The sequence below is a fragment of the Lysinibacillus sp. FSL P2-0066 genome, assembly GCF_037969495.1.
Lineage (GTDB): Bacteria > Bacillota > Bacilli > Bacillales_A > Planococcaceae > Lysinibacillus > Lysinibacillus boronitolerans.
Genome location: NZ_CP150202.1, coordinates 2,562,836 through 2,582,141 on the forward strand (window position 1 = coordinate 2,562,836; position 19,306 = coordinate 2,582,141).

At 39.3% G+C, this 19,306-nt stretch carries 22 protein-coding genes; 8 read left to right on the forward strand and 14 right to left on the reverse strand.

The annotated features are described in order from the left end of the window. The first annotated feature begins 270 nt into the window (after positions 1–270). Both MKZ14_RS12815 and MKZ14_RS12820 read left to right on the forward strand, forming a co-directional pair. Entirely contained in the window at positions 271–1,359 is a 1,089-nt protein-coding gene (locus tag MKZ14_RS12815; protein WP_333003879.1) for a Xaa-Pro peptidase family protein, read from the forward strand. A 14-nt stretch (positions 1,360–1,373) separates the two neighbouring features. Next, entirely contained in the window at positions 1,374–2,576 is a 1,203-nt protein-coding gene (locus MKZ14_RS12820) for an aminotransferase class V-fold PLP-dependent enzyme (protein ID WP_016995615.1), read from the forward strand. A 24-nt stretch (positions 2,577–2,600) separates the two neighbouring features. On the opposite strand, the gene MKZ14_RS12825 is transcribed toward MKZ14_RS12820, so the two are convergent. The 5 genes from MKZ14_RS12825 to MKZ14_RS12845 form a co-directional block, all read right to left on the reverse strand. Next, positions 2,601–3,374 (reverse strand): IclR family transcriptional regulator, encoded by a 774-nt coding sequence (locus MKZ14_RS12825; protein ID WP_036077236.1) that lies wholly within the window; start codon positions 3,372–3,374, stop codon positions 2,601–2,603. A gap of 291 nt (positions 3,375–3,665) precedes the next feature. Then, entirely contained in the window at positions 3,666–4,061 is a 396-nt protein-coding gene (locus tag MKZ14_RS12830) for a MarR family transcriptional regulator (RefSeq protein WP_175400760.1), read from the reverse strand. 58 nt (positions 4,062–4,119) lie between these two features. Beyond that, positions 4,120–4,875 (reverse strand): SDR family oxidoreductase, encoded by a 756-nt coding sequence (locus MKZ14_RS12835; protein ID WP_333003882.1) that lies wholly within the window; start codon positions 4,873–4,875, stop codon positions 4,120–4,122. Between the two features lie 173 nt (positions 4,876–5,048). Further along, the gene (locus MKZ14_RS12840) at positions 5,049–6,050 is read right to left on the reverse strand and encodes an anti sigma factor C-terminal domain-containing protein (RefSeq protein ID WP_339280041.1); all 1,002 of its coding nucleotides are present in this window, start codon (positions 6,048–6,050) and stop codon (positions 5,049–5,051) included. Beyond that, positions 6,043–6,546 carry an RNA polymerase sigma factor gene (locus tag MKZ14_RS12845; RefSeq protein ID WP_016994584.1) on the reverse strand — a complete coding sequence of 168 codons (504 nt, stop codon included), beginning with the start codon at positions 6,544–6,546 and terminating at the stop codon, positions 6,043–6,045. The genes MKZ14_RS12840 and MKZ14_RS12845 overlap by 8 nt, the downstream gene beginning before the upstream one ends. Before the next feature lie 195 nt (positions 6,547–6,741). Here MKZ14_RS12845 and MKZ14_RS12850 point away from each other — a divergent pair, with 195 nt between their 5' ends. After that, positions 6,742–7,110, forward strand: a complete 369-nt coding sequence (locus MKZ14_RS12850) for a hypothetical protein (RefSeq protein WP_339280043.1) — start codon at positions 6,742–6,744, stop codon at positions 7,108–7,110. A gap of 46 nt (positions 7,111–7,156) precedes the next feature. Here MKZ14_RS12850 and MKZ14_RS12855 read toward each other — a convergent pair whose 3' ends face one another. Beyond that, a complete protein-coding gene (locus MKZ14_RS12855) occupies positions 7,157–8,893 on the reverse strand; it encodes an ABC transporter ATP-binding protein (protein WP_016994586.1) in 1,737 nt (578 codons plus the stop codon). Next, positions 8,890–10,632, reverse strand: a complete 1,743-nt coding sequence (locus MKZ14_RS12860; protein ID WP_339280044.1) for an ABC transporter ATP-binding protein — start codon at positions 10,630–10,632, stop codon at positions 8,890–8,892. Before MKZ14_RS12860 ends, MKZ14_RS12855 begins: the two co-directional genes overlap by 4 nt. Before the next feature lie 918 nt (positions 10,633–11,550). On the opposite strand from MKZ14_RS12860, the gene crcB (MKZ14_RS12865) reads away from it, so the two are divergent. The 3 genes from crcB (MKZ14_RS12865) to MKZ14_RS12875 are packed head-to-tail and all read left to right on the forward strand — an operon-like array spanning position 11,551 to position 12,604. Beyond that, a complete protein-coding gene (crcB, locus tag MKZ14_RS12865; protein WP_339280046.1) occupies positions 11,551–11,916 on the forward strand; it encodes a fluoride efflux transporter CrcB in 366 nt (121 codons plus the stop codon). Continuing rightward, positions 11,913–12,242, forward strand: a complete 330-nt coding sequence (gene crcB / locus MKZ14_RS12870; RefSeq protein ID WP_036077247.1) for a fluoride efflux transporter CrcB — start codon at positions 11,913–11,915, stop codon at positions 12,240–12,242. Before crcB (MKZ14_RS12865) ends, crcB (MKZ14_RS12870) begins: the two co-directional genes overlap by 4 nt. A gap of 14 nt (positions 12,243–12,256) precedes the next feature. Next, on the forward strand, positions 12,257–12,604 hold the full coding sequence (locus MKZ14_RS12875; protein WP_016994590.1) for a hypothetical protein: 348 nt from the start codon (positions 12,257–12,259) through the stop codon (positions 12,602–12,604). Positions 12,605–12,634: 30 nt separating this feature from the next. Here MKZ14_RS12875 and MKZ14_RS12880 read toward each other — a convergent pair whose 3' ends face one another. The 3 genes from MKZ14_RS12880 to MKZ14_RS12890 form a co-directional block, all read right to left on the reverse strand. Continuing rightward, complete coding sequence (locus tag MKZ14_RS12880) at positions 12,635–13,336, reverse strand: NAD-dependent deacylase (protein ID WP_333003895.1); 702 nt, start codon at positions 13,334–13,336, stop codon at positions 12,635–12,637. Between the two features lie 54 nt (positions 13,337–13,390). Beyond that, positions 13,391–14,035 (reverse strand): TRIC cation channel family protein, encoded by a 645-nt coding sequence (locus MKZ14_RS12885; protein WP_339280048.1) that lies wholly within the window; start codon positions 14,033–14,035, stop codon positions 13,391–13,393. Between the two features lie 210 nt (positions 14,036–14,245). Further along, entirely contained in the window at positions 14,246–15,172 is a 927-nt protein-coding gene (locus tag MKZ14_RS12890; protein ID WP_333003897.1) for a helix-turn-helix transcriptional regulator, read from the reverse strand. 162 nt (positions 15,173–15,334) lie between these two features. On the opposite strand from MKZ14_RS12890, the gene modA reads away from it, so the two are divergent. Further along, positions 15,335–16,120, forward strand: coding sequence for a molybdate ABC transporter substrate-binding protein (gene modA / locus MKZ14_RS12895; protein WP_333003898.1), 786 nt, complete (start codon positions 15,335–15,337; stop codon positions 16,118–16,120). Between the two features lie 3 nt (positions 16,121–16,123). Continuing rightward, entirely contained in the window at positions 16,124–16,780 is a 657-nt protein-coding gene (gene modB / locus MKZ14_RS12900; protein WP_333003900.1) for a molybdate ABC transporter permease subunit, read from the forward strand. Between the two features lie 37 nt (positions 16,781–16,817). Here the strand turns inward: modB and moaD are convergent, their stop codons facing one another. Genes moaD through glp form a run of 4 tightly spaced genes read right to left on the reverse strand, consistent with a single transcriptional unit; the run spans position 16,818 to position 19,298 of the window. Beyond that, positions 16,818–17,051, reverse strand: a complete 234-nt coding sequence (gene moaD / locus MKZ14_RS12905; protein WP_016991645.1) for a molybdopterin converting factor subunit 1 — start codon at positions 17,049–17,051, stop codon at positions 16,818–16,820. Next, positions 17,048–17,524, reverse strand: coding sequence for a molybdenum cofactor biosynthesis protein MoaE (locus MKZ14_RS12910; RefSeq protein ID WP_333003903.1), 477 nt, complete (start codon positions 17,522–17,524; stop codon positions 17,048–17,050). Before MKZ14_RS12910 ends, moaD begins: the two co-directional genes overlap by 4 nt. Further along, complete coding sequence (mobB, locus tag MKZ14_RS12915; protein WP_333003905.1) at positions 17,521–18,045, reverse strand: molybdopterin-guanine dinucleotide biosynthesis protein B; 525 nt, start codon at positions 18,043–18,045, stop codon at positions 17,521–17,523. The genes MKZ14_RS12910 and mobB overlap by 4 nt, the downstream gene beginning before the upstream one ends. Continuing rightward, positions 18,009–19,298 carry a gephyrin-like molybdotransferase Glp gene (glp, locus tag MKZ14_RS12920; RefSeq protein ID WP_333003907.1) on the reverse strand — a complete coding sequence of 430 codons (1,290 nt, stop codon included), beginning with the start codon at positions 19,296–19,298 and terminating at the stop codon, positions 18,009–18,011. The genes mobB and glp overlap by 37 nt, the downstream gene beginning before the upstream one ends. Positions 19,299–19,306 lie beyond the last annotated feature (8 nt).

Here is a 19,306-nt window from a genome sequence, read left to right on the forward strand (position 1 = left end):
AATTTTGCCCCTCTTTTTGACGTATTAAGTTGGAAAAAAGTTTATCTAGTCTACTTATATGCATAATGAACGAAAAAAAGACGTACACTAGTATTTACTAAATTTACAACATACTATTCCCTCATTTGTCAATTATCTTCCTTTTACATTCATTCCCCTCTATCAAAATGGTGCTATCTTAATTTATTGAAAATTCATTATTGTTGATATATACTATTTTTCAGATACAACGTCTCTATAATAGAAACGTTTTTTAGGAGGAATCACTCAATGTTTCAAAAAAGAAGAGAGCAGCTCGTTTCCCGTATGCAGCAACAGTCAATTGATGTAGCAGTGCTAGTGCCAGGGTCAAACATGTATTATTTTACAGGTCTTCAGTTAAAGCAAAGTGAACGCCTAACAGTAGTCGCTATTACTGCTCATCATCAATTATACTTTCTCGTTCCACAAGTAGAATTAACAAAAATAGACGTAAGTTATGGTGGGACAATCTTATCCTATTCGGATGAGGAAGGACCCACACAGGCCATCCAGCAACTAAAAAAAGAACTAGCAACAGCGCAGACACTTGGCGTTGAGTTTGACACCATGCGCGTGAAGGAACAGAAAGCTATCGAAAAACTTACATATGACACTTTATGTGATATCGGTGAAACCATTCGTGATATACGTATGGAAAAAGATGAACACGAAATAGCCCTCATGCGTCAGGCTGTACAGATCGTCGAAGAAAGTCTTGCAGCCACATTACCGATTATTCAAGCTGGTATTTCAGAAATGGAAGTCGCAGCCCAATTAGAATATGAAATGAGACGACGTGGATCAGAGGGAACACCTTTTGGAACCATTGTTGCTTCTGGTTATCGAGGTGCACTTCCTCATGGTAGAGCGAGCACGAAGAAAATAGAGACAGGTGAATTAATCGTCATAGATTTTGGCGCGATTTATAAGGGGTATGTGGCGGATATGACTAGAACGGTTGCTTTAGGAGAAGTTTCACCAACGCTCAAAACAATTTATAGCATTGTGAAGCAAGCAAATGAAACAGCCATAGAAGCCATAAAACCGGGCATGACAGCTCATGCCATTGATGATCTAGCAAGAGGCATTATTCGCGATGCTGGCTATGGCGATTATTTCACACACCGACTTGGCCACGGCATTGGTTTAAGCGCACATGAAGAGCCTTATATGATGCAGCGGAATCAACTAGTGTTAAAGCCAGGCATGGCCTTTACCGTGGAGCCAGGTATCTATGTGCAGGATGTTGGTGGTGTTCGTATCGAGGATAATTTAATTGTTACCGAAGATGGTTACGAAAATTTAATGACCTATTCGAAAGAATTAATCATTTTATAAGGTTGGTGTGTACAATGATCGATATGAGGAAAATACAACAGGATATGCCGCTACTTGAACACTATATTTATCTAAACACAGCTGCTGCATCTGCCATGCCACAGCCAGTCGTGGATGCAATGACTAGCTATCTCCAAAAACAAGCAAGTATTGGTCCCTACCTGCCCTCTTTTCGTCAAGAAACGTATGCGCAAGTAGAGCGTATTCGAGAAAAAGCCGCATTGTTCATCGGCGCAATAAAAGAGGAAATTGCCTTTATGCCAAACGGTTCAGTGGCGATTAATTATGTCGCTGGAGGCTTGCAATGGAAACAGGGGGATGAGGTTATAGTGCTCGACACAGAAATGTTGAGTAACTATGTGCCTTGGCTTGCCCTTCAGCAGCAAGGGGTTCAGCTGAAAGTGTTAAAAACCAATGATGAATATATGGTGGATTTATATGCCCTTGAGCAACTCATCACACCACAAACAAAATTGATTGCCTTTGCCCATATGTCCAATGCTGCTGGGGCACTCCAGCCTGCCAAAGAAATATGTCAGCTAGCCCAGCAACACAATGTACTAACATTGATGAATGCCAATCAAACACTTGGTTTAACACCGATGAATGTTGCCGAGCTTGGCTGTGACTTTCTAGTTGCATGTGGACGAAAATGGCTACGCGGTCCTGAAGGATCAGGTATTTTATATGTACGAGAAGCACTCATTCCAACATTGACGCCTATTATGATTGGCTGGGGCAGCACCCAGTGGGATTATCAGAACAATGCCTATTCATTTTTAGAAACAGCTAAACGTTTTGAGCCAGGTTGTCCGATCATTCCAAGTATTTTCGGATTAGGGGCAGCTATTGATTATGCGAACAATATTGGTATCCACCACATATATGATCGTGTAAAGCAGCTAACAAACTATTTAATTGAACAGCTTGCCACCATTCCAGGCATTGTCTTATATGGTCCTCAAAATAGTGCTCATCGATTATCGATTACGCCGTTTAACATTGAAGGGCTGTCACCAGATGAGCTAACCAATGCTTTAGCAGACCAAGGGGTCATCATTGAAGCTGGCACATTTATGGCGAATACCATTATGGAACGCAATCAGATTACTAAAATGGCACGTTTTTCACCACACTATTTTAATACGTTTGAAGAAATCGACACAGCTGTATCCATCATGAGAGAAATCCAAGCAAAGGCTCAAGATAGACATTAACTATCTTGAGCCTCTTTTTCATGCTTATTCATGATATAATTTAAAGCTGTATTGATCGAAATACCGTTGAATATTCATCGCTCCATATTGAAGAACATTCACCATATCAGGTAACTTCTCCTCTGTTGGCTTACGATAAATAGGACCAGCAATTGTTAAAGAGGCAATGACTTCTTTTTTACTGTTAAAAAGAGGTACACCGAGCCCAAATACGGAATGAGAGTACTCTCCCGTCGAAAAGCACCAGCCTTGCTGTTGTATTTTTTCTAAATCGGCTAACATTTCATCAGGGTCAGTAATGGTTTCAGGCGTTAACCTTTTCATCCCATGCTCCATGATTTCTTTTTTTCTCTCTTCAGGTAGATAAGCCATGATGACTTTACAAGATGCCCCGATATGTAGTGGTGTCCGCGTGCCAATCGACACCGAAAACTTAATGGTTTGAGAGCTCTCAGCTATTTCCACTGTGACACCATCTGTTCCATCCAGCCATGTTAAAAATACGGATTCCTTGATGGTATCTGCAAGGTTGATCATAATTGGTAAAACAAAGTCAGAAAGATTTAATTTATCTTTAACCATCTGACCATATTCTAAAAAGCGAAGCCCTAATTCATATTTTTTTGTCTCAGGATTTTGAATAAGAAAGCCTTGTTTTTCGAAGGTTGCTAAAATCCGATAAATAATGGAGTGACTAATATCCATCTCTTTCGCTAGCTCACGAACACCCCATGTAGGATTTTCTTTATTAAAATATTTCAGTACCTCCAATGAGTTATCTAATGTTTTTAATGTCATTTCACACCTCAAATGTCTCTATAATAGAACCGTATTTTGATTATAAAATGAACACGGACAATTTTCAATAAATTCAACTATTTTACAATTAGATTTTAAATAAACTATTTAATTCAAGCAGTTCATATGAACATTCGGATTGTGCTGAGCATGGCTATCACGCAAAAAAGGAAGGCTATCCGCTAGAATCCCCTTTCTATCCGTCACATTTTGAGTTTTATCCACCAGTTATCCGCCTAAACAATGAAAAATCAACCCACCTCTTAAAAGGTAGGTTGATTTTTTACATGGCTATTTCTGCTGGATACCCTGTACTAATTTTTCTTGAATCCGCAAGTATTGGGCAATTTCCTCATCATCTAATACTTCAAAAAGCTGTACAAAGACCTCTTTCCCGATAGATTGAGCCTTTGCTAAAGCACTTTGACCCTCATCTGTAATTTGTAAACGAATGGTGCGACGGTCAGATGGATCATATAGTCTTTCTGCTAATCCAAGCTTGACCAGCTTTTCAGCAATGCTCGTCATCGCACCTTTTGTATAGCCGATTGTTTCAGCTAATTCTGCTTGTTTTTGAGGGCCTTTGACATGTAGCTCATTTAAAACTAAAATTGGTGAAATTCCTAAAGGATATGGGAACGCTTTTGTAAAACGTATAATATTCGCATTGTTCACCTGTTCAATCATATGAATCAGTTTAAAAATATTTGTCTGTTTCAAAAAAATCCTCCTCAAACGCTGAGAATTAATGAAGCATTAGTGAGCCTCCATCCACCATAATCGTTTGACCTGTAATGTATTGAGAATCGTCAGAAGCTAAGAAAACAGCTACTCGACCGATATCTTGCTCAATATCACCAAAACGACCTAACGGAATTTTACTTCTCACCGCTTCATAATACTCTGGCTGTGCTTTTGCCCATGCTTGTACACCTGGTGAATCAGCAAGCGGACTAATGATATTGACATTAATACCAAAACGTCCCCATTCATTTGCGGCCACACGAGAAATACCACGAATGGCTTCCTTAGCAGCGGCATAAGCAGCCTGTGTTTCATGACCTTGAATGCCTGCTCCAGATGCAAAGTTAATAATATTACCCTTAGTTTCTTTTAAATGCGGTAGTGCTGCTTGCATTAAATAGAAGGTTGGATAAAAACCTGTCCCAAATGACAAGTCAAGATCTGCTTGTGTAGTTTCTTCTATTGTAACTTGTTTAGCAGCATGAGCGTTATTAACTAGCACATCTAGTTTACCGTATTTTTCTACGACTGTATCAATAATTTTTGGTAATTGGTCGCGTTCCATTAGATTAGCCTGTAAAAACATAGACTTTGGCGACATTTCTTGTAATTCTTTTGCCATTGCCTCGCCTGCTTCTGTATTTAAGTCAACAATTGTAACAATCGCCCCTTCCTTTACCATAGCTTTTGCCATTCCACTACCAATACCACCTGCACCGCCAGTAATGATGACCATTTTGTTTTGTAGTTTACCCACTGCAACAACATCTCCTTCTTGTTTCTCTGTTAATAGTTTAACATTAAACTATTTAATTTTAAACTAAATTGCTTCAGATAAAAAAGCCTATTCTGGAGAAGTTAATCCAAAATAAGCTTTTTCTAAAATTGATCTTTCCTACATGATTGTGCCGATTACTCTTTTCCAGCGCTCTATTTCTGATTTGATATTACACCAAATATAGACCCTTTAATGTAGGGTTGTCCTTGTAATGACTGCAATTGCTCTGGAGTACCAGTTACTACAGCCCCACTTATTTTCACATCACTTTTCTCCAGGGTGCCATTTTCCCCTACTAAAGCTTGATAAATCTGGTTTGTTTCCCACTCAAAGTTCTTGCTTTTACGCAGAAGCTCAATGTTTCGAATAAAGGTCTCAACCTCATCGTTTGAAGAGCGTCGAGGTTTTGGTTTGGATTGCTCTGATTGAAAGCCATAAATGTATGGATCATTGGCTGAAATCGTATTCTGTCCTTGCTTAAAAAAATCTAGTGTATCATCTGTATAGGCATCCACCCACCACCAATCTACTTGTACTTCAGAAGGTAGCTTGCTTTTAATTTCATCCAAACTATAAGCATCATCAAAGGAAATAGCTATTTCTACTAAAGTATTTTTCTCCAATTGGCGCAGTTCACTAATCTTATCTTGATAATGGTCGTAGGAAATCTTTGGATGATAAAAAAACATTTCTCGGTCACCTGTGTAGTCATTAAACCGTTCGAATTGATATGTTTCTGCCAGTGATTCTGAACCTTCTATTTGAATGGGGCTAGAAATGGCCGTTCGTGTAAGCGTTCCAAATAAATTATAATCGCTTTTGATAGGCTTCCAAATATAGGGCCGATGCTGCTCTCCAAGCACCTTATAGGTTGTTGTTGTTATCTTCCCTCCCAGCAAATGATCGTCATAAACCTGATTACTAATTTGGACATTGGGCCCACTTATTTCGTTAAACAAATGAATATCATCCATTACTTTTTGCGCACTATTTAACGATAAAGTTCTCAACCCATACCATAATGCTATTAGCACAATGGGGGTAACGATTAATGTAATCCCAATCATTTTGACTGTTGACCAAAACCTGGCCTTTCTCATTATTTTTTTCGTCTGTCTATCATCAAATACAAATTCATTTTCTTCTTTATTCATCATGAATATCCTCCTTAAATCGTTCAGTAAATTCTTCCCTAGCACGTCTGACATGCGTTTTGAGTGTGTTTTCATTCTTATTCATCAAGGCTGAAATTTCCTTATACGATAATCCCAGCTCATATTTCAGGATTAATAATTCCTGATGTAAAATGGATAGCGTTTCGAGCGTGTTTTGTATGTCCTTTAATTTTTCTTTTTTTAGCATTTGGATCTCAGGAATGTGAATCAATGATGTCAATTGAACTTCCTCTAATTCTGTTGTTGGATGACGTTTTTCTTGTCTCTTGAGATCATAAAATTGATTGGTTGCTACACGATATAACCAGCTCATTACTTTATCTGAATGAATTCCATTTTTATGTAATAAAAATTTATAACATGTATCTTGGACGATATCTTCTGCATCCTCATGGGCTAATCCACGTTTTCTCAAATAACGATATAGCAGCGTTCCTGCTTGCTGTAGAAACGCATTCATTGATTGTTGTACCATGTCTACCTCCCTTCTGCCTATACAACGCAGAACTCCATGAAAAGTTTACATATTACTAAAATTCACCATTAAATTTTTTAGTATAGTGAAAACCAACTACATTTATTTTCAAATACATACAAGCATCTTTTTAATTTGACAAGAATATACTGTAGCAGCTAGCTAAAATCACTTTCAAGAAAGGAGTTGTGGATAATGGGTGCTAAATGGATAAAGGTTTCAGTCTTTTATTTATTGATTGTTTTTGCTTTTGGCCTGTTTATGCATTATACGGTTCAACTTCAATGGAAAGCGACACATGCTCATATTGGTGTGGTAGGTTGGCTGACTACTGGATTCATTGGTTTAATTTATTCGATTTATAAAAATGCTGCGGAGACAGGTCTCGCTAAAGCACAATTCTGGCTTTACAATCTTGGTTTACCCTTCCTTTTTATTGGCATGATGATGGTGTATTGGGATGTACCACGCTGGTTATTTGAGCTTTTTGTGTCCGGTGGTGGTATTGCTGTAGCGCTGTCTGTTCTGTTATTCTTTGTCAATGTTTTCAAATATGTAAGATAAATAGAAAAGCCCCGCTTCAGTTGAAGTGGGGCTTTTCAAGCTATTACTATTGTTGTAAGGAGTTCGCCTGCATTTGATACATCTTGTCATAAATTCCGCCAAGCGCTAGCAGTTCATCATGCGTGCCGTTTTCTACAATTTTTCCTCGATCAAGTACAAGGATACGATCTGCATTTTTAATCGTTGAAAGTCGATGGGCAATAATAAACGTTGTCCGTCCTTTTTTCAGGACATCCATCGCATGCTGAATAATTTCTTCCGTTTCCGTATCAATATTCGATGTCGCTTCATCCAATATTAAAATGGCTGGATCAAACGCCAGGGCACGTGCAAACGAAATCAACTGACGTTGTCCTGAAGATAAGGTACTGCCCTTCTCAATAACTGGCTCCTCATAGCCATTTGGTAAATTAGCTAAAACACGTTCTCCCCCGACAGCATTTAAGGAAGCTACTATTTTCTCATGAGAGATGCGCGGGTTGTTTAAGCTAACATTGGATGCAATCGTACCCGTAAATAAGTAAGGGTCCTGTAGCACAATACCCATATGTTCACGCATCGTTTGACGTGGAACAGAGGTAATATCAATGCCATCAATGGTAATTTTGCCTTTTGACGGGTCGTAGAAGCGGAACAGCAAGTTCATAATGGAACTTTTCCCTGAACCTGTATGACCAACTAAAGCAATTGTTTCACCTTGATGTGCTTCAAATGACAGGTTTTTCAGCACATATTCATTATCTTTATAGGCAAAGGACACATCTTCGAAAACCACATTTCCTTTATATCGTGGGATACTCTTTTCAGAAACAGGTTCACCTTTCGTATCTAGCACCTCGAAGACACGCTTGCCTGCAATGAGTGAACGCTCAAGCTGTGAAAATTGATTTACAATATTCGTAATCGGATTAAATAGCTTTGTTAAGTAATCAACAAATGCATACAATGTCCCTGCTGTAATCACTTCAGTTGCTGTAAAGGAGCGTGTACCAAAGTAGAAAATAAAGACCGTAAACATGATAAGTCTTAGCGTATTCACAAGGTTAAAGGATGTAGCTGAATCAAGCACCAGCAGCTTACGCTCATATGCATAATGCTCATTATTCATGTCATCAAATTCCTTCGTCATTTGCTGCTCACGACGGAACGCCTGAATAATTGTCATGCCCTGAATGGATTCATTAATCATGGCATTAATATCTGCAATTTTTGTACGAATGACATCGTTGTATTTAGAGGCAAATTTTCGATATAAAATCATCCATACATAAACAATTGGAATCATGGTTAAAGCAAGCATTGCCATTTTCCAATTTAAAATAAAGAGCGCTATATACACCCCAAAAATAGAAATGAAGCTCGTCACAAAATTGGATAGAACCTGTACATATAAATTCCGAACTGCCTCTGTATCGTTTGTTACACGCGCAACAATTTTACCCGCTGGTAAATTGTCGAAGTATTGGATCGGTAAAGTTTGAATATGTTCAAAGACATCTTTACGTAATTTTTGGATGACACGGTTTGCCCCAATTTGCAAATAAATATACATAAAATAACGTAATATGGCTGTTGCAATGGCTAAAAGTAAATACACAATGAGCAACCATGTAATCGGTTTGATTTCTATATGACCGATTGTCATGTAATTATCAATAATATGTTTCGCAATAAACGGTCCAACAAGCTCCGTGAATACGGCAATTGTTAGGAAGAATAAGCCTAATAGTATCGGCTTTTTAAAATACATCGCATAGCGTGTTAAACGTTGACTCGTACTCATGAGGCACCTCCTTCTAGCTGCTGACGGTCAAATTGCTCTTTATACCATCCTTGTTGCGCAAGAAGTTCCTCATGTGTTCCCTGCTCTACAATTTGCCCATCATCCAGTACGATGATGACATCGGCATGCTGAATACCAGACAAGCGATGTGTCGTAATAATCGTCGTTTTACCTTGACGTTCACGCTGAATATTTTCAATAATTCTTGCCTCTGTCTTCGCGTCGACAGCGGAAAGCGAATCATCCAGCATTAAAATTTCAGGATCTTTAATTAAAGCACGAGCAATAGACACACGTTGTTTTTGACCGCCTGAAAGAGAGACACCCTTTTCTCCAACAAGTGTTTCAAGACCCATTGGTAGATTGTCTAAATCCTTTTCAAAATACGCGGCACGTATCGCCTGCTGCAACTCTGCTTGTGTTGCATCTTCTTTCCCAAATAATATATTTTCACGAATAGTGCGTGAGAATAGCACATGATCTTGTGGTACATAACCAATCCAGTCGAGGATCTGCTCCTTCGTTTGAGCCGTAATATCGATACCGTCAATGGAAAGCTGTCCCTGTCCGATTGGGTATTCTCGCAACAATTGGCGTAGGAAGGTTGTTTTACCTGCCCCCGTTTTACCAACAATGCCAAGGGTTTGACCTTTTTTCAAGGAAAGGGAAATCTGCTGTAGGTTTTTCACCTGACTCATCGGATATTGGAATGTTAAGGCATCAAAGCCAATCGCATTTGGTGTCGCAATCATTTGTGGATTCGGAATATTTCGAACATCCGCCTCGTAGTTCAAGGTTTCCTGCACACGATCTAGTGAGGCATTCCCCTGCTGCATAACATTGATGAGCTCACCAATCGCAAATATTGGCCAAACAGCCAAACCTAAATAAACATTAAACGTGACCAGTTGCCCAACCGTCATCGCCTCTGTTGCCACTAAATGAGCCCCGTAACCAAGTGCTACAACATAGCTAATGCCTGTTCCAACTTTTGTAATTGGGCCAAATAAAGCATTGATTTTTGCTGTATGAATATTTTTCGCATACACGACTTCACTCATCTCTGCAAAATTAGCCTCATCCTTTTTTTCCTGCACATAGGCACGCACCACTCGCACTCCTGCTACAGATTCCAGCACACTATCGTTTAGCTCCCCAAAAGCATCTTGTGCCTTCATATATCGCTCATGAACAATTTTTCCTAAATATTGAATGAGGATCGCCATAATAGGGACTGGTAACATGGCAAAAAATGTGAGCTTCCACGAAATCATATAGCCCATCGCAAAAATGATAAAGCCCATATAAATCGTTGAATCAATCAACGTCATAATACCAAAACCAGCTGTCATGGATACGGCATTTAAGTCATTTGTTGCACGTGCCATCAGGTCACCGGTACGGTTTTTCTCATAAAATGTTGGGGTCATGCGTAAAAAATGCTGCATTAAATTACGACGTAAAATTTTCTCAAGGTTGATAGCCCCTTCAAATAGTCGGAATTGCCACACAAAATTTAATAAATAGCCCCCAATAATAATTCCAATAAAAATCAAGACATACTTTGTTAAAATAGCTGGTGTCATTTCTCCTGCAGTCAATAGATCTATAATAGAACCGAGTAAATAGGGAGGGACAACCTCTAATCCACTGGCAACCATTAGTAGAACAATGGCCACCGTATATTGCTTCCAGTATTTTTTAAAGAACCAGCCTAATTTACTTAACACATCAAACATACATCATAACCTTCTTTCCTCCGTGCTGTTGTGGATAACTACCCACTTTCTAGAAATTCCTTTTTGAAAATCATTCGTCTAACTGTTTTTGTCATATACATACACTCCTTTTTTGTTTGCACTACAACCTTTTTTGCACAAAAAAAGACACATACCCTAAAAGAGTAAGTGTCTCTTATAAAAGGCAGGATAATTCCATACCTAGTTCTGCAATAGTAAATAAAGCGTTAGGCACGGACAATGTATGTAACTGTGATTGAATTTGATACTGATAAAATTAACATTGTCATGCCCTCCTTTAGTTTATTTGTTATAGTGTTCTTGAAGATTATCACACTATAGAAATATTTGTCAACTATCACCCTGTTATTTTTTATCATTTTCAGGAAATAGTTAGCGCTTTAAAGCATTAAAATGCTCTAAGGAAACAAAGGGAGAACATGCTTAAAATTACTGTGTTGTCTATAACCTTACAATAAATCTACGGCACAGACATTAACCTAAAGACTGAAATACAAGACTAGTGATTTTGATACCAAATAGCAGACAATAGAATATTCTCTTTGCATCTTTTGCACTCCTTCAATATGCTTATCTCATCATCTTTATTTATTTAGTTAATTATTATTTAGTTAATTATTATTTAGTAGTGTCGGGTTTTCCGTTTATGGTTTAGCCGTCAGCGGGTTTTCCGTCAGCGGATTCACATAAGATGGATAAAGAAATGTCCATGTAATAAAATCTATTTCATTTTCCATATATAATATTTCGAAATATTATTTCGTGAGCATTTATACCTTTCTATACACTATATACATTTTAAAAGTCGATTTTGGGACATAACTTGAATTGAAATATTTCTAAAATTTTTGTCTCATGATACACTTTCTTTATAGTCATTTTCAGTAAGGGGTTTTTATGTTGAGGTCATTTCTAGCGGTGGGAATTGGTGGAATTCTTGGTGCCATCTGTCGATATAGCCTTAGTCTCGCCGTTCCAAATACAGAAGTATTTCCATTCACAACACTGTTTATAAATTTACTAGGCTGCTTTTGCCTAGCATGGCTTTTTACTTCTTTTATAAAACGCACACCTATTATACTAGGAATAGGTACAGGGTTTTGTGGAGCTTTTACTACCTTTTCGACATTTTCCTTAGAGACACTATTACTCCTAGAAAATAGCCAGTGGCTACAGGCTGTACTCTATGTTACAGTAAGTGTTTTAGGTGGATTAGCCTGCACATGGCTGGGAATACGATTTGCTAGGGGGCGTATTGCATGATGTTAGTCGGAATTGGTGGTTTTTTTGGCGCTCTTTCTAGATTTTATTTAGGAAAATTACTTGTACATCCCTATCCATGGGCCACTTTTATTATTAATAGTACAGGCTCCTTTGCCCTTGGTTTCTTATTTGCCCTACATCTTAGTGATTGGTTATGGCAATTAATTGGCATAGGTTTTTTAGGAGCCTACACAACTTTTTCTACTTTTGGATTTGAATGTCTACAGCTTATAGAACAACAAAAATGGAGACAAGCCATTAGCTATATTGCCAGTACCTTGTTAATTGGCATACTTTGTGCAGCTATTGGTTATCTAGTCGTATAAAAGAGGGTGAACTAGTGACACAGCCATCAAAGGAGTTACTACAGGAATTAGAAGTTGAAATAGAGCAAACGCTCTATTCATTGATTGACCTAGAGTTAGAAGAAAATTACGCTACCATGAATACACAATTTGCCCAATTACTTGCCAAGGTTCAGGCTGCCCAGTTAATTGATTACAAGCTAGATGTTCTCGTTGAACCTCAAGCTTTTGCAACTGAAACTTGTATTCTTTTACAGAGCCTCATAGAAGCAAAGGCGAGGCCCAATAAAAGACATAAGCTGTTAACACATCGCATGATTTTGAAAATATGGTTACGAAAAAATCAACGATTCATGAGGGAGTTTCTACCTCAAATGTTTTAGGCGCCACTTGAATTTGCAAGGGCGCCTTTTTTATATTTGTAGTTGTTGCAACACTTCTTTTATTTTTCCCTTCACTGTCAGATCAAATGGGGTTGTCTGCTGTGAAATATCTAAATTAATATAAACGGTTTTTCCTGTTGTCATCATAGGTAGTTGGTTGACGGGATATACCTCAAGGCTCGTTCCAATGACAAGGACAAGTTCAGCTGTTTTGATTGCCTCCATTGAACGGTGCCAACTTGCTTGTGGTAGGCTTTCTCCGAAGAGCACAACATTTGGACGAAGTTTCCCACCGCAATGGGCGCAACTAGCCTTATTCAAGAAGCTTGCCATGACAGCCGCCTGCTGGCAACGATGACAACGAATAGACCGGATCGAACCATGTAACTCCTCGACAGATTGACTTCCTGCCAATTGGTGAAAACCATCCACATTTTGAGTAGCGATTAGAGACACTAGACCTCTTTGTTCCCAATCAGCTAATATATGATGTCCCTCATGGGGAGCCACCTTTTCTAGGTTTTCGATACGTGTTTTATAAAATTCATGAAATAATGAGTAATGATCTGTTAATGCTTCCGTTGTCGCGACAGTTCTTGGATCCATTTGTTTCCACCAACCAGATGCTGAACGGAAATCAGGAACCCCACTTTCCGTTGACATGCCCGCTCCTGTTAGAATCACTGTATTATTTGAGGATAGTAACCACTCACGTAAACATTCTATTGTCATTTTCCCCCTCCTTTTTTCGAATTAAAACTACCTTCACCTATTTCGACAATCAACCTATTTTTCCTTTGCATCGTTATAGAAATGTTTAAAAGGAAGCTTCCATTTTAATTTATTATTCACCGATAACATGCGAATCACTACTATAAAAATAACTATGATCGACAATTCAAGCGGACTGTCCCACCCCAACCATATACAAAGGGCACATACAAATGTTAGGACGGCATGAATTTCTTCTCGTAATGCAAGCGGCGCTCTACCAGCTAACAAATCTCGCACCATGCCTCCGCCAACACCAGTAAACATCGACGCTATAATAATAATGCCGAGGTCGTGATGCAAGCTTTTTGCTAACAATCCGCCTTGTATTGCGAAAGAAGCTAGGCCAATCGAATCAAAGAAATAGCCCCAGCGGTTCCAGTGATGAATCCAGTTCCTTTTGACAAATAAAATGGTCGTCAGCGTGACTAAAACGACTAATAAGGATTGCCGTTCCCATATATCTGACACAGGGATATCCAGTACAACGTTGCGGATAATGGAACCACCATAAGACGTTGTCAGACCAAGCACAAATATGCCAATAAAAGAATAGTTGGCCTGTAACGCTACAAATGCTCCACTAATGGCGTAGGCAATAATGCCAATGATATGTAATACCGACCATGTCACATCATCCATCTCCTTTTTACTATACAAAAAAGCCCACCATAAAATAGTTGCGCATTGAGTACGCAAGCTATTTTATGGTGGGCTAATATCCTAGCAGTAGTACCTACTAATTTATCCATCTCACCATGTATCATAAAAAATATAGCGGCTGAGCCATACTAAATGACACAACGACCATAAAATTTCCTAGTTAGAATTGTAATTGATTTTTTTATTAAACTCAATATGAATTTTTGATTATAGCGTTTCATACATGACTTGGCCCATTAAAGAGACGTCATAATCTCCTAATGCAGCTACTTCAGCTTGGAAATCAGGTGTCTTTAAAATCTCCTTCACCATATCGATGAGTGGTTGATTTTCTGGTGTTTTTAATAACACAATATCGTAACGTTCAGTGACCATTGGTATAAAATCGACCTGAATAAGCTTGGCAATTTTTTCAATGCCTATCCCAACATCTGCGCGTCCATTGGCGACAGCAGAGGCGACATTGAGGTGGCTCATTTCTTCATGGGCATAGCCTGCAATCGTGGATGGTGCGATACCGTGAATGCGCAATTGCTCATCTAACAGAGTACGAGCACCTGAGCCTTTCTCACGGTTGATGAATGTGAATGTCTTTGTTTGAAAATCTTCAAATGAACGAATTTCCAACGGATTCCCCTTTTGAACATAGAAACCCGCTTTACGTGATACAACATTGATGAGAACAAAGGCATGACTGACAAAGATTTTTTTTACATAAGGGGTATTATAATCTCCTGTATCCCCATCAAACATATGCAAGCTCGCAATATCACAGTCTCCATGATACAGTGCCATCACACCATTAAAACTACCTTCATGTGAGCGTAATACTTTTGAAGAACGCCGTTTCTCGATATATTTTGCTAAAATATCTAGCACTAAATCTTGCCCACTCACTATAATTTTCGCATGATTTTTAGTCGGAGTGGCTATGGAAGCCTGTGCAGCAGCTGGCGTACTACCTGTTTTCCGTTTTTGTATATAGGCTTGCAAGTCAGCACGATCTACCCGCATTTGCCGGCCTACGCGAAAAACTGGCAAATCACCCTTCTTCACTAAATCATAAATTGTTAATTTTGAAACCTTTAAAAATTGTGCAACCTCTTCAATCGTATAGGATTGTTCTTGTGACATGTAAAAGTTCTCCTCCTATAAGCCTCTATTTTCATGGTAACGTATTTATAGCCTTATGAACATCTTGACATTTTGTACCCTTACTAACTTTCTTTTTTATTTATATCTGATTATAATTAGTTATGTCTTGTTATAACGAGTTATAAAAGGAGTATATTTATAGTGAAAAAATTTTATCGTTTATTTGCGACACTGTTCGTACTAGTTGGTCTAGTAGCAGCCTGTGGTAACCAAGAAAAAGAGGCGGCAACAAACGAACCTGTGGAACTAACGATTTCTGCGGCAGCTAGTCTACAGGATGCCTTAGAAGAACTGAAAACAATTTATGAAAAACAACACGATACAATCAAAATCCTCTATAACTTTGGTGGTTCAGGTGCATTACAGCAACAAATTTTACAAGGGGCTCCTGCAGACCTTTTCTTTTCAGCGGCGGAGGATAAATTCGATGCGCTTGTAGAGAAAGAAATGATCGATCTAAAGCTAGGAACGGATCTTTTAGCCAATGACTTAGTATTAATCGTGCCTAAAAACAATGAAAAGCAAATTCAATCCTTTGAAGATTTACAACAAGCAGGAAAAATTGCACTTGGTACGCCCGAAACGGTTCCTGCTGGGCAATATGGTGTGGACACATTAAAAACGATGCAACTTTGGGATGCACTCGAATCAAAAGTAGTGTATATAAAAGATGTACGCCAAGTACTTACTTATACAGAAACAGAAAATGTGGATGCTGGGATGGTCTATAAAACAGATGCCCTTGTCTCTGATAAAGTCAATGTCGTGGCAACTGCCGATGAGGCGATGCACGCACCGATTATTTATCCTGTAGGTGTTCTAAAGGCAAGTAAGCATGCGCAAGAGGCGAAGGATTTTTATCACTTCTTACAAAGTGATGAAGCGATGGATGTCTTTGAAAAGTATGGATTTAAAGGGGCTCAATAAAAGATGAGTACCGATTTTTGGTCTCCACTTAGGCTTTCGATCGAAATTGCCTTTGTTGCAGGGATCATCGCTATTATAGCAGGGATTTTAATGGGAAAATGGATGGCAACTCATGATTTTAAAGGCAAGCTAGTGCTAGAAACGGTGTTGCTATTACCATTAGTATTACCTCCTACAGTAGTCGGTTTCCTGCTTATCGTCATGTTCGGGAAAAATAGTATGTTAGGACATTTCATTATCTGGCTATTCGATCAACCTATCATGTTCACATGGTGGGCGGCGGTCATCGCTTCTACAATCGTTGCCTTTCCATTAATGTATCAATCGGCTAAAACTGGCTTTGCCTCTGTCGATCGAGATATTGAAAATGCGGCACGTGTGGATGGAGCGAATGAATGGCAGGTTTTTCTTTATGTATCCATTCCCCTTGCATCAAAGGCACTTGTTTCTGGTGGGATTCTAAGTTTCACACGAGCTTTGGGTGAATTTGGAGCGACTCTCATGTTTGCAGGGAATATTCCAGGGAAAACACAAACAACACCACTAGCAATTTATATGGCAATTGATTCTGGAAACATGACCCTTGCCTGGGCATGGGTTTTGTGTATGATTGCTATTTCCTTCCTTTTGCTTCTTAGTATCCATATCCTGAAAGTATAAAAGAGGTAGTTGGCTTAAGCCAACTACCTCTTCTTGCTCATCCCCCACTGATCGGTGGAATAAAGGCGATTGTGTCACCAGATTTGACAATCGTTGTATCCGTAGCAAATTCCTCATTAACAGCTGTCATGATCTGTTGTAATGATAGCTGAGGATAATGCTTTTCCATCCATTCTTTTAACTGCGCAACTGTCACATCTGACAGCTCTATTGATAGCTTTGACTCACCAAGTGCTTCCTGTAGGTGGGCAAATAATAAGATGTTAATCACAGGTTTTCCTCCTCCTGAATAGCTGGTTTCCCTTGCGGATAAGGAACATTTTCTAATTGGTCACCAATCCACCCTGTCCCGTCCTCCCAATGTTCTTTTTTCCATATGGGCACAATCTGTTTTATGCGATCAATTGCATATTCATTCGCCATATACGCTATTTTACGATGCGGTGATGACACTGCAATCACGACAGCAATATCAGAAATAGCTAAATGGCCAACACGATGGGTGATGGCCACTTTTGCTTCTGGCCACTCTTCTTGTATTTCCTTCGCAATCTGTTCAAACATTTTAATCGCTATCGCTGGATAGGCTTGATATTCCAAATGCAATGTTTTTTTACCATTCGTCATTTCGCGCACTGTGCCGATGAATAATGTAATGGCTCCAGCATTTCGACTAAGGACTTTTTGTCTTACTTCCTCCACATCTATTGGTTGATCGATAATTTCAAATAACGCTGTCGTCATCGTTTTTCCCTCATTTCTGCCAATAAAAATTCCATATATTGTGTTTCATCATGAATCGAAAAAGCAGGGATTGTTAGGAATGGATCGAGTGGATAGCTTGGCCAATAAATCACACAGAGGATATTGGTTACTTGCTGTAGCAGTATTTGGTCCTCAGGCGTGCGCAGCAACACAACCTTCGGATAATGTTCATTTTTATATCCTTCGATCAGCATGATATCCATAGAAAGAGAATCATAGATCGCTAGTATTTCAGCCAATTGCCAGCTATTTTGGTGAATGCTCATACGTAAAGTACCCGCCCCCTCCACTGCTGTGACAGCTGCGCCTGCTTGCTCATGACGACTGCTATCCTTCGAGGTTTCGATCATCGGTACACCACCATGTCCGTGATGCTTTATGGTTCCTACTCTTAGCTCTTCCATTGTAGCCTGCTTGATCAATCGCTCCATCAATGTCGTTTTCCCACTATTTTGATAGCCAACTATCTGTAAGATTTTTCGATATTGTCCCAAGGCCACTCACTTCCTTGCAAATCTTCTAGCAAAAGGACATCCACTTGCATACCCTTTTCATAGCCTCTAGAGCCACCTGGTAAAACAATGAACGCATTGGCTGTCGCTAAAGATGAAACTGCACTCGATTTATCGAACCCAGATGGGACAGTTACGAGCTTCCCTTTTACATATTCGATACGAGCTCGTACAAAGCGTGTAAAGGGATTCGGCTTTGTAAAATCAGCCCCTAAAATCGCTTGCTCTCTGCGTAAATGTGGTTGAGAATGCCCATATGCAGAACGTATAATCGGACGTACAAATAGCTCAAAGCCAACATAGCAGGCTGAAGGATTACCAGAAAGACCAAATAATAATTTGCCGTGGCGAGCAGCAACCGTTGTCACACTACCTGGACGCATCGCTATTTTATTAAACAATACCTTTGCATCAATCGCCTCGTAAATAGCTGGTAAATAATCATAATCACCTACAGAAACGCCACCCGTTGTAATTAAAATATCAACTTCCTGTAGGGCCTTTTCAACACGATCAATACATAACGCAAGATCATCGCTCAACTTGCCAAAATATTTCACTTCTGCTCCAGCACGCTCAATTTGCGCCATCATCATATAGGCATTACTATTGCGAATCTTACCTGGCTGTAAAGCTTCACCTGGCTCTAGTAATTCGCTACCAGTGGCAAGCACACCAATAACTGTTTTACGATAAACAGGTACTTGCTCATAGCCAAAAGTAGCAAGCAGTGCCATCACCCCTGGATTAATCGTTTGCCCTTGCTCAATGAGGACAGTCCCTTTTTGTATATCTTCTCCTCTATAGGAAATGTTGCTTCCTGCTTCAAAAGGTCGTTTAATCGACATATACTTTTGATGATTTTCTTCGAATGTATGGGTTAATTCTAGCATAACCACTGCATCACAGCCTTGAGGTATTGGTGCCCCGGTCATAATGCGGACAGCTTGGTGATCGCCAACTACCTCTTCAAAAACATAGCCTGCCCCAATTTCTCCAACGACTTGAAAACGGACTGGATGCTGTGAGGAGGCTTCCTTACTATCGACGGAACGAATGGCATAGCCATCATACGGCGAACGATCAAAAGCAGGTACATCATGATCGGCTCTAATAGCTTGTGCTAGAAAACGTCCATGTGCTTGCGTTAATGGCACATGCTCCTTTTTTGCTTGAAAGGCATAGTCCATTACACGATGAACGGCTTCTGCCACAGGAATTGGTTGTCTTTTTTCTACCATTTGGCACA

Bases quoted from the DNA above. Each gene is read 5' to 3' on its own strand.
- MKZ14_RS12815 (WP_333003879.1), top strand. From the start codon at position 271: ATGTTTCAAAAAAGAAGAGAGCAGCTCGTTTCCCGTATGCAGCAACAG.
- MKZ14_RS12820 (WP_016995615.1), top strand. From the start codon at position 1,374: ATGATCGATATGAGGAAAATACAACAGGATATGCCGCTACTTGAACAC.
- MKZ14_RS12825 (WP_036077236.1), bottom strand. From the start codon at position 3,374: ATGACATTAAAAACATTAGATAACTCATTGGAGGTACTGAAATATTTT.
- MKZ14_RS12830 (WP_175400760.1), bottom strand. From the start codon at position 4,061: ATGATTGAACAGGTGAACAATGCGAATATTATACGTTTTACAAAAGCG.
- MKZ14_RS12840 (WP_339280041.1), bottom strand. From the start codon at position 6,050: ATGAATAAAGAAGAAAATGAATTTGTATTTGATGATAGACAGACGAAA.
- MKZ14_RS12845 (WP_016994584.1), bottom strand. From the start codon at position 6,546: ATGGTACAACAATCAATGAATGCGTTTCTACAGCAAGCAGGAACGCTG.
- MKZ14_RS12850 (WP_339280043.1), top strand. From the start codon at position 6,742: ATGGGTGCTAAATGGATAAAGGTTTCAGTCTTTTATTTATTGATTGTT.
- MKZ14_RS12855 (WP_016994586.1), bottom strand. From the start codon at position 8,893: ATGAGTACGAGTCAACGTTTAACACGCTATGCGATGTATTTTAAAAAG.
- MKZ14_RS12860 (WP_339280044.1), bottom strand. From the start codon at position 10,632: ATGTTTGATGTGTTAAGTAAATTAGGCTGGTTCTTTAAAAAATACTGG.
- crcB (WP_339280046.1), top strand. From the start codon at position 11,551: ATGTTGAGGTCATTTCTAGCGGTGGGAATTGGTGGAATTCTTGGTGCC.
- crcB (WP_036077247.1), top strand. From the start codon at position 11,913: ATGATGTTAGTCGGAATTGGTGGTTTTTTTGGCGCTCTTTCTAGATTT.
- MKZ14_RS12880 (WP_333003895.1), bottom strand. From the start codon at position 13,336: ATGACAATAGAATGTTTACGTGAGTGGTTACTATCCTCAAATAATACA.
- MKZ14_RS12890 (WP_333003897.1), bottom strand. From the start codon at position 15,172: ATGTCACAAGAACAATCCTATACGATTGAAGAGGTTGCACAATTTTTA.
- modB (WP_333003900.1), top strand. From the start codon at position 16,124: ATGAGTACCGATTTTTGGTCTCCACTTAGGCTTTCGATCGAAATTGCC.
- MKZ14_RS12910 (WP_333003903.1), bottom strand. From the start codon at position 17,524: ATGACGACAGCGTTATTTGAAATTATCGATCAACCAATAGATGTGGAG.
- glp (WP_333003907.1), bottom strand. From the start codon at position 19,298: ATGGTAGAAAAAAGACAACCAATTCCTGTGGCAGAAGCCGTTCATCGT.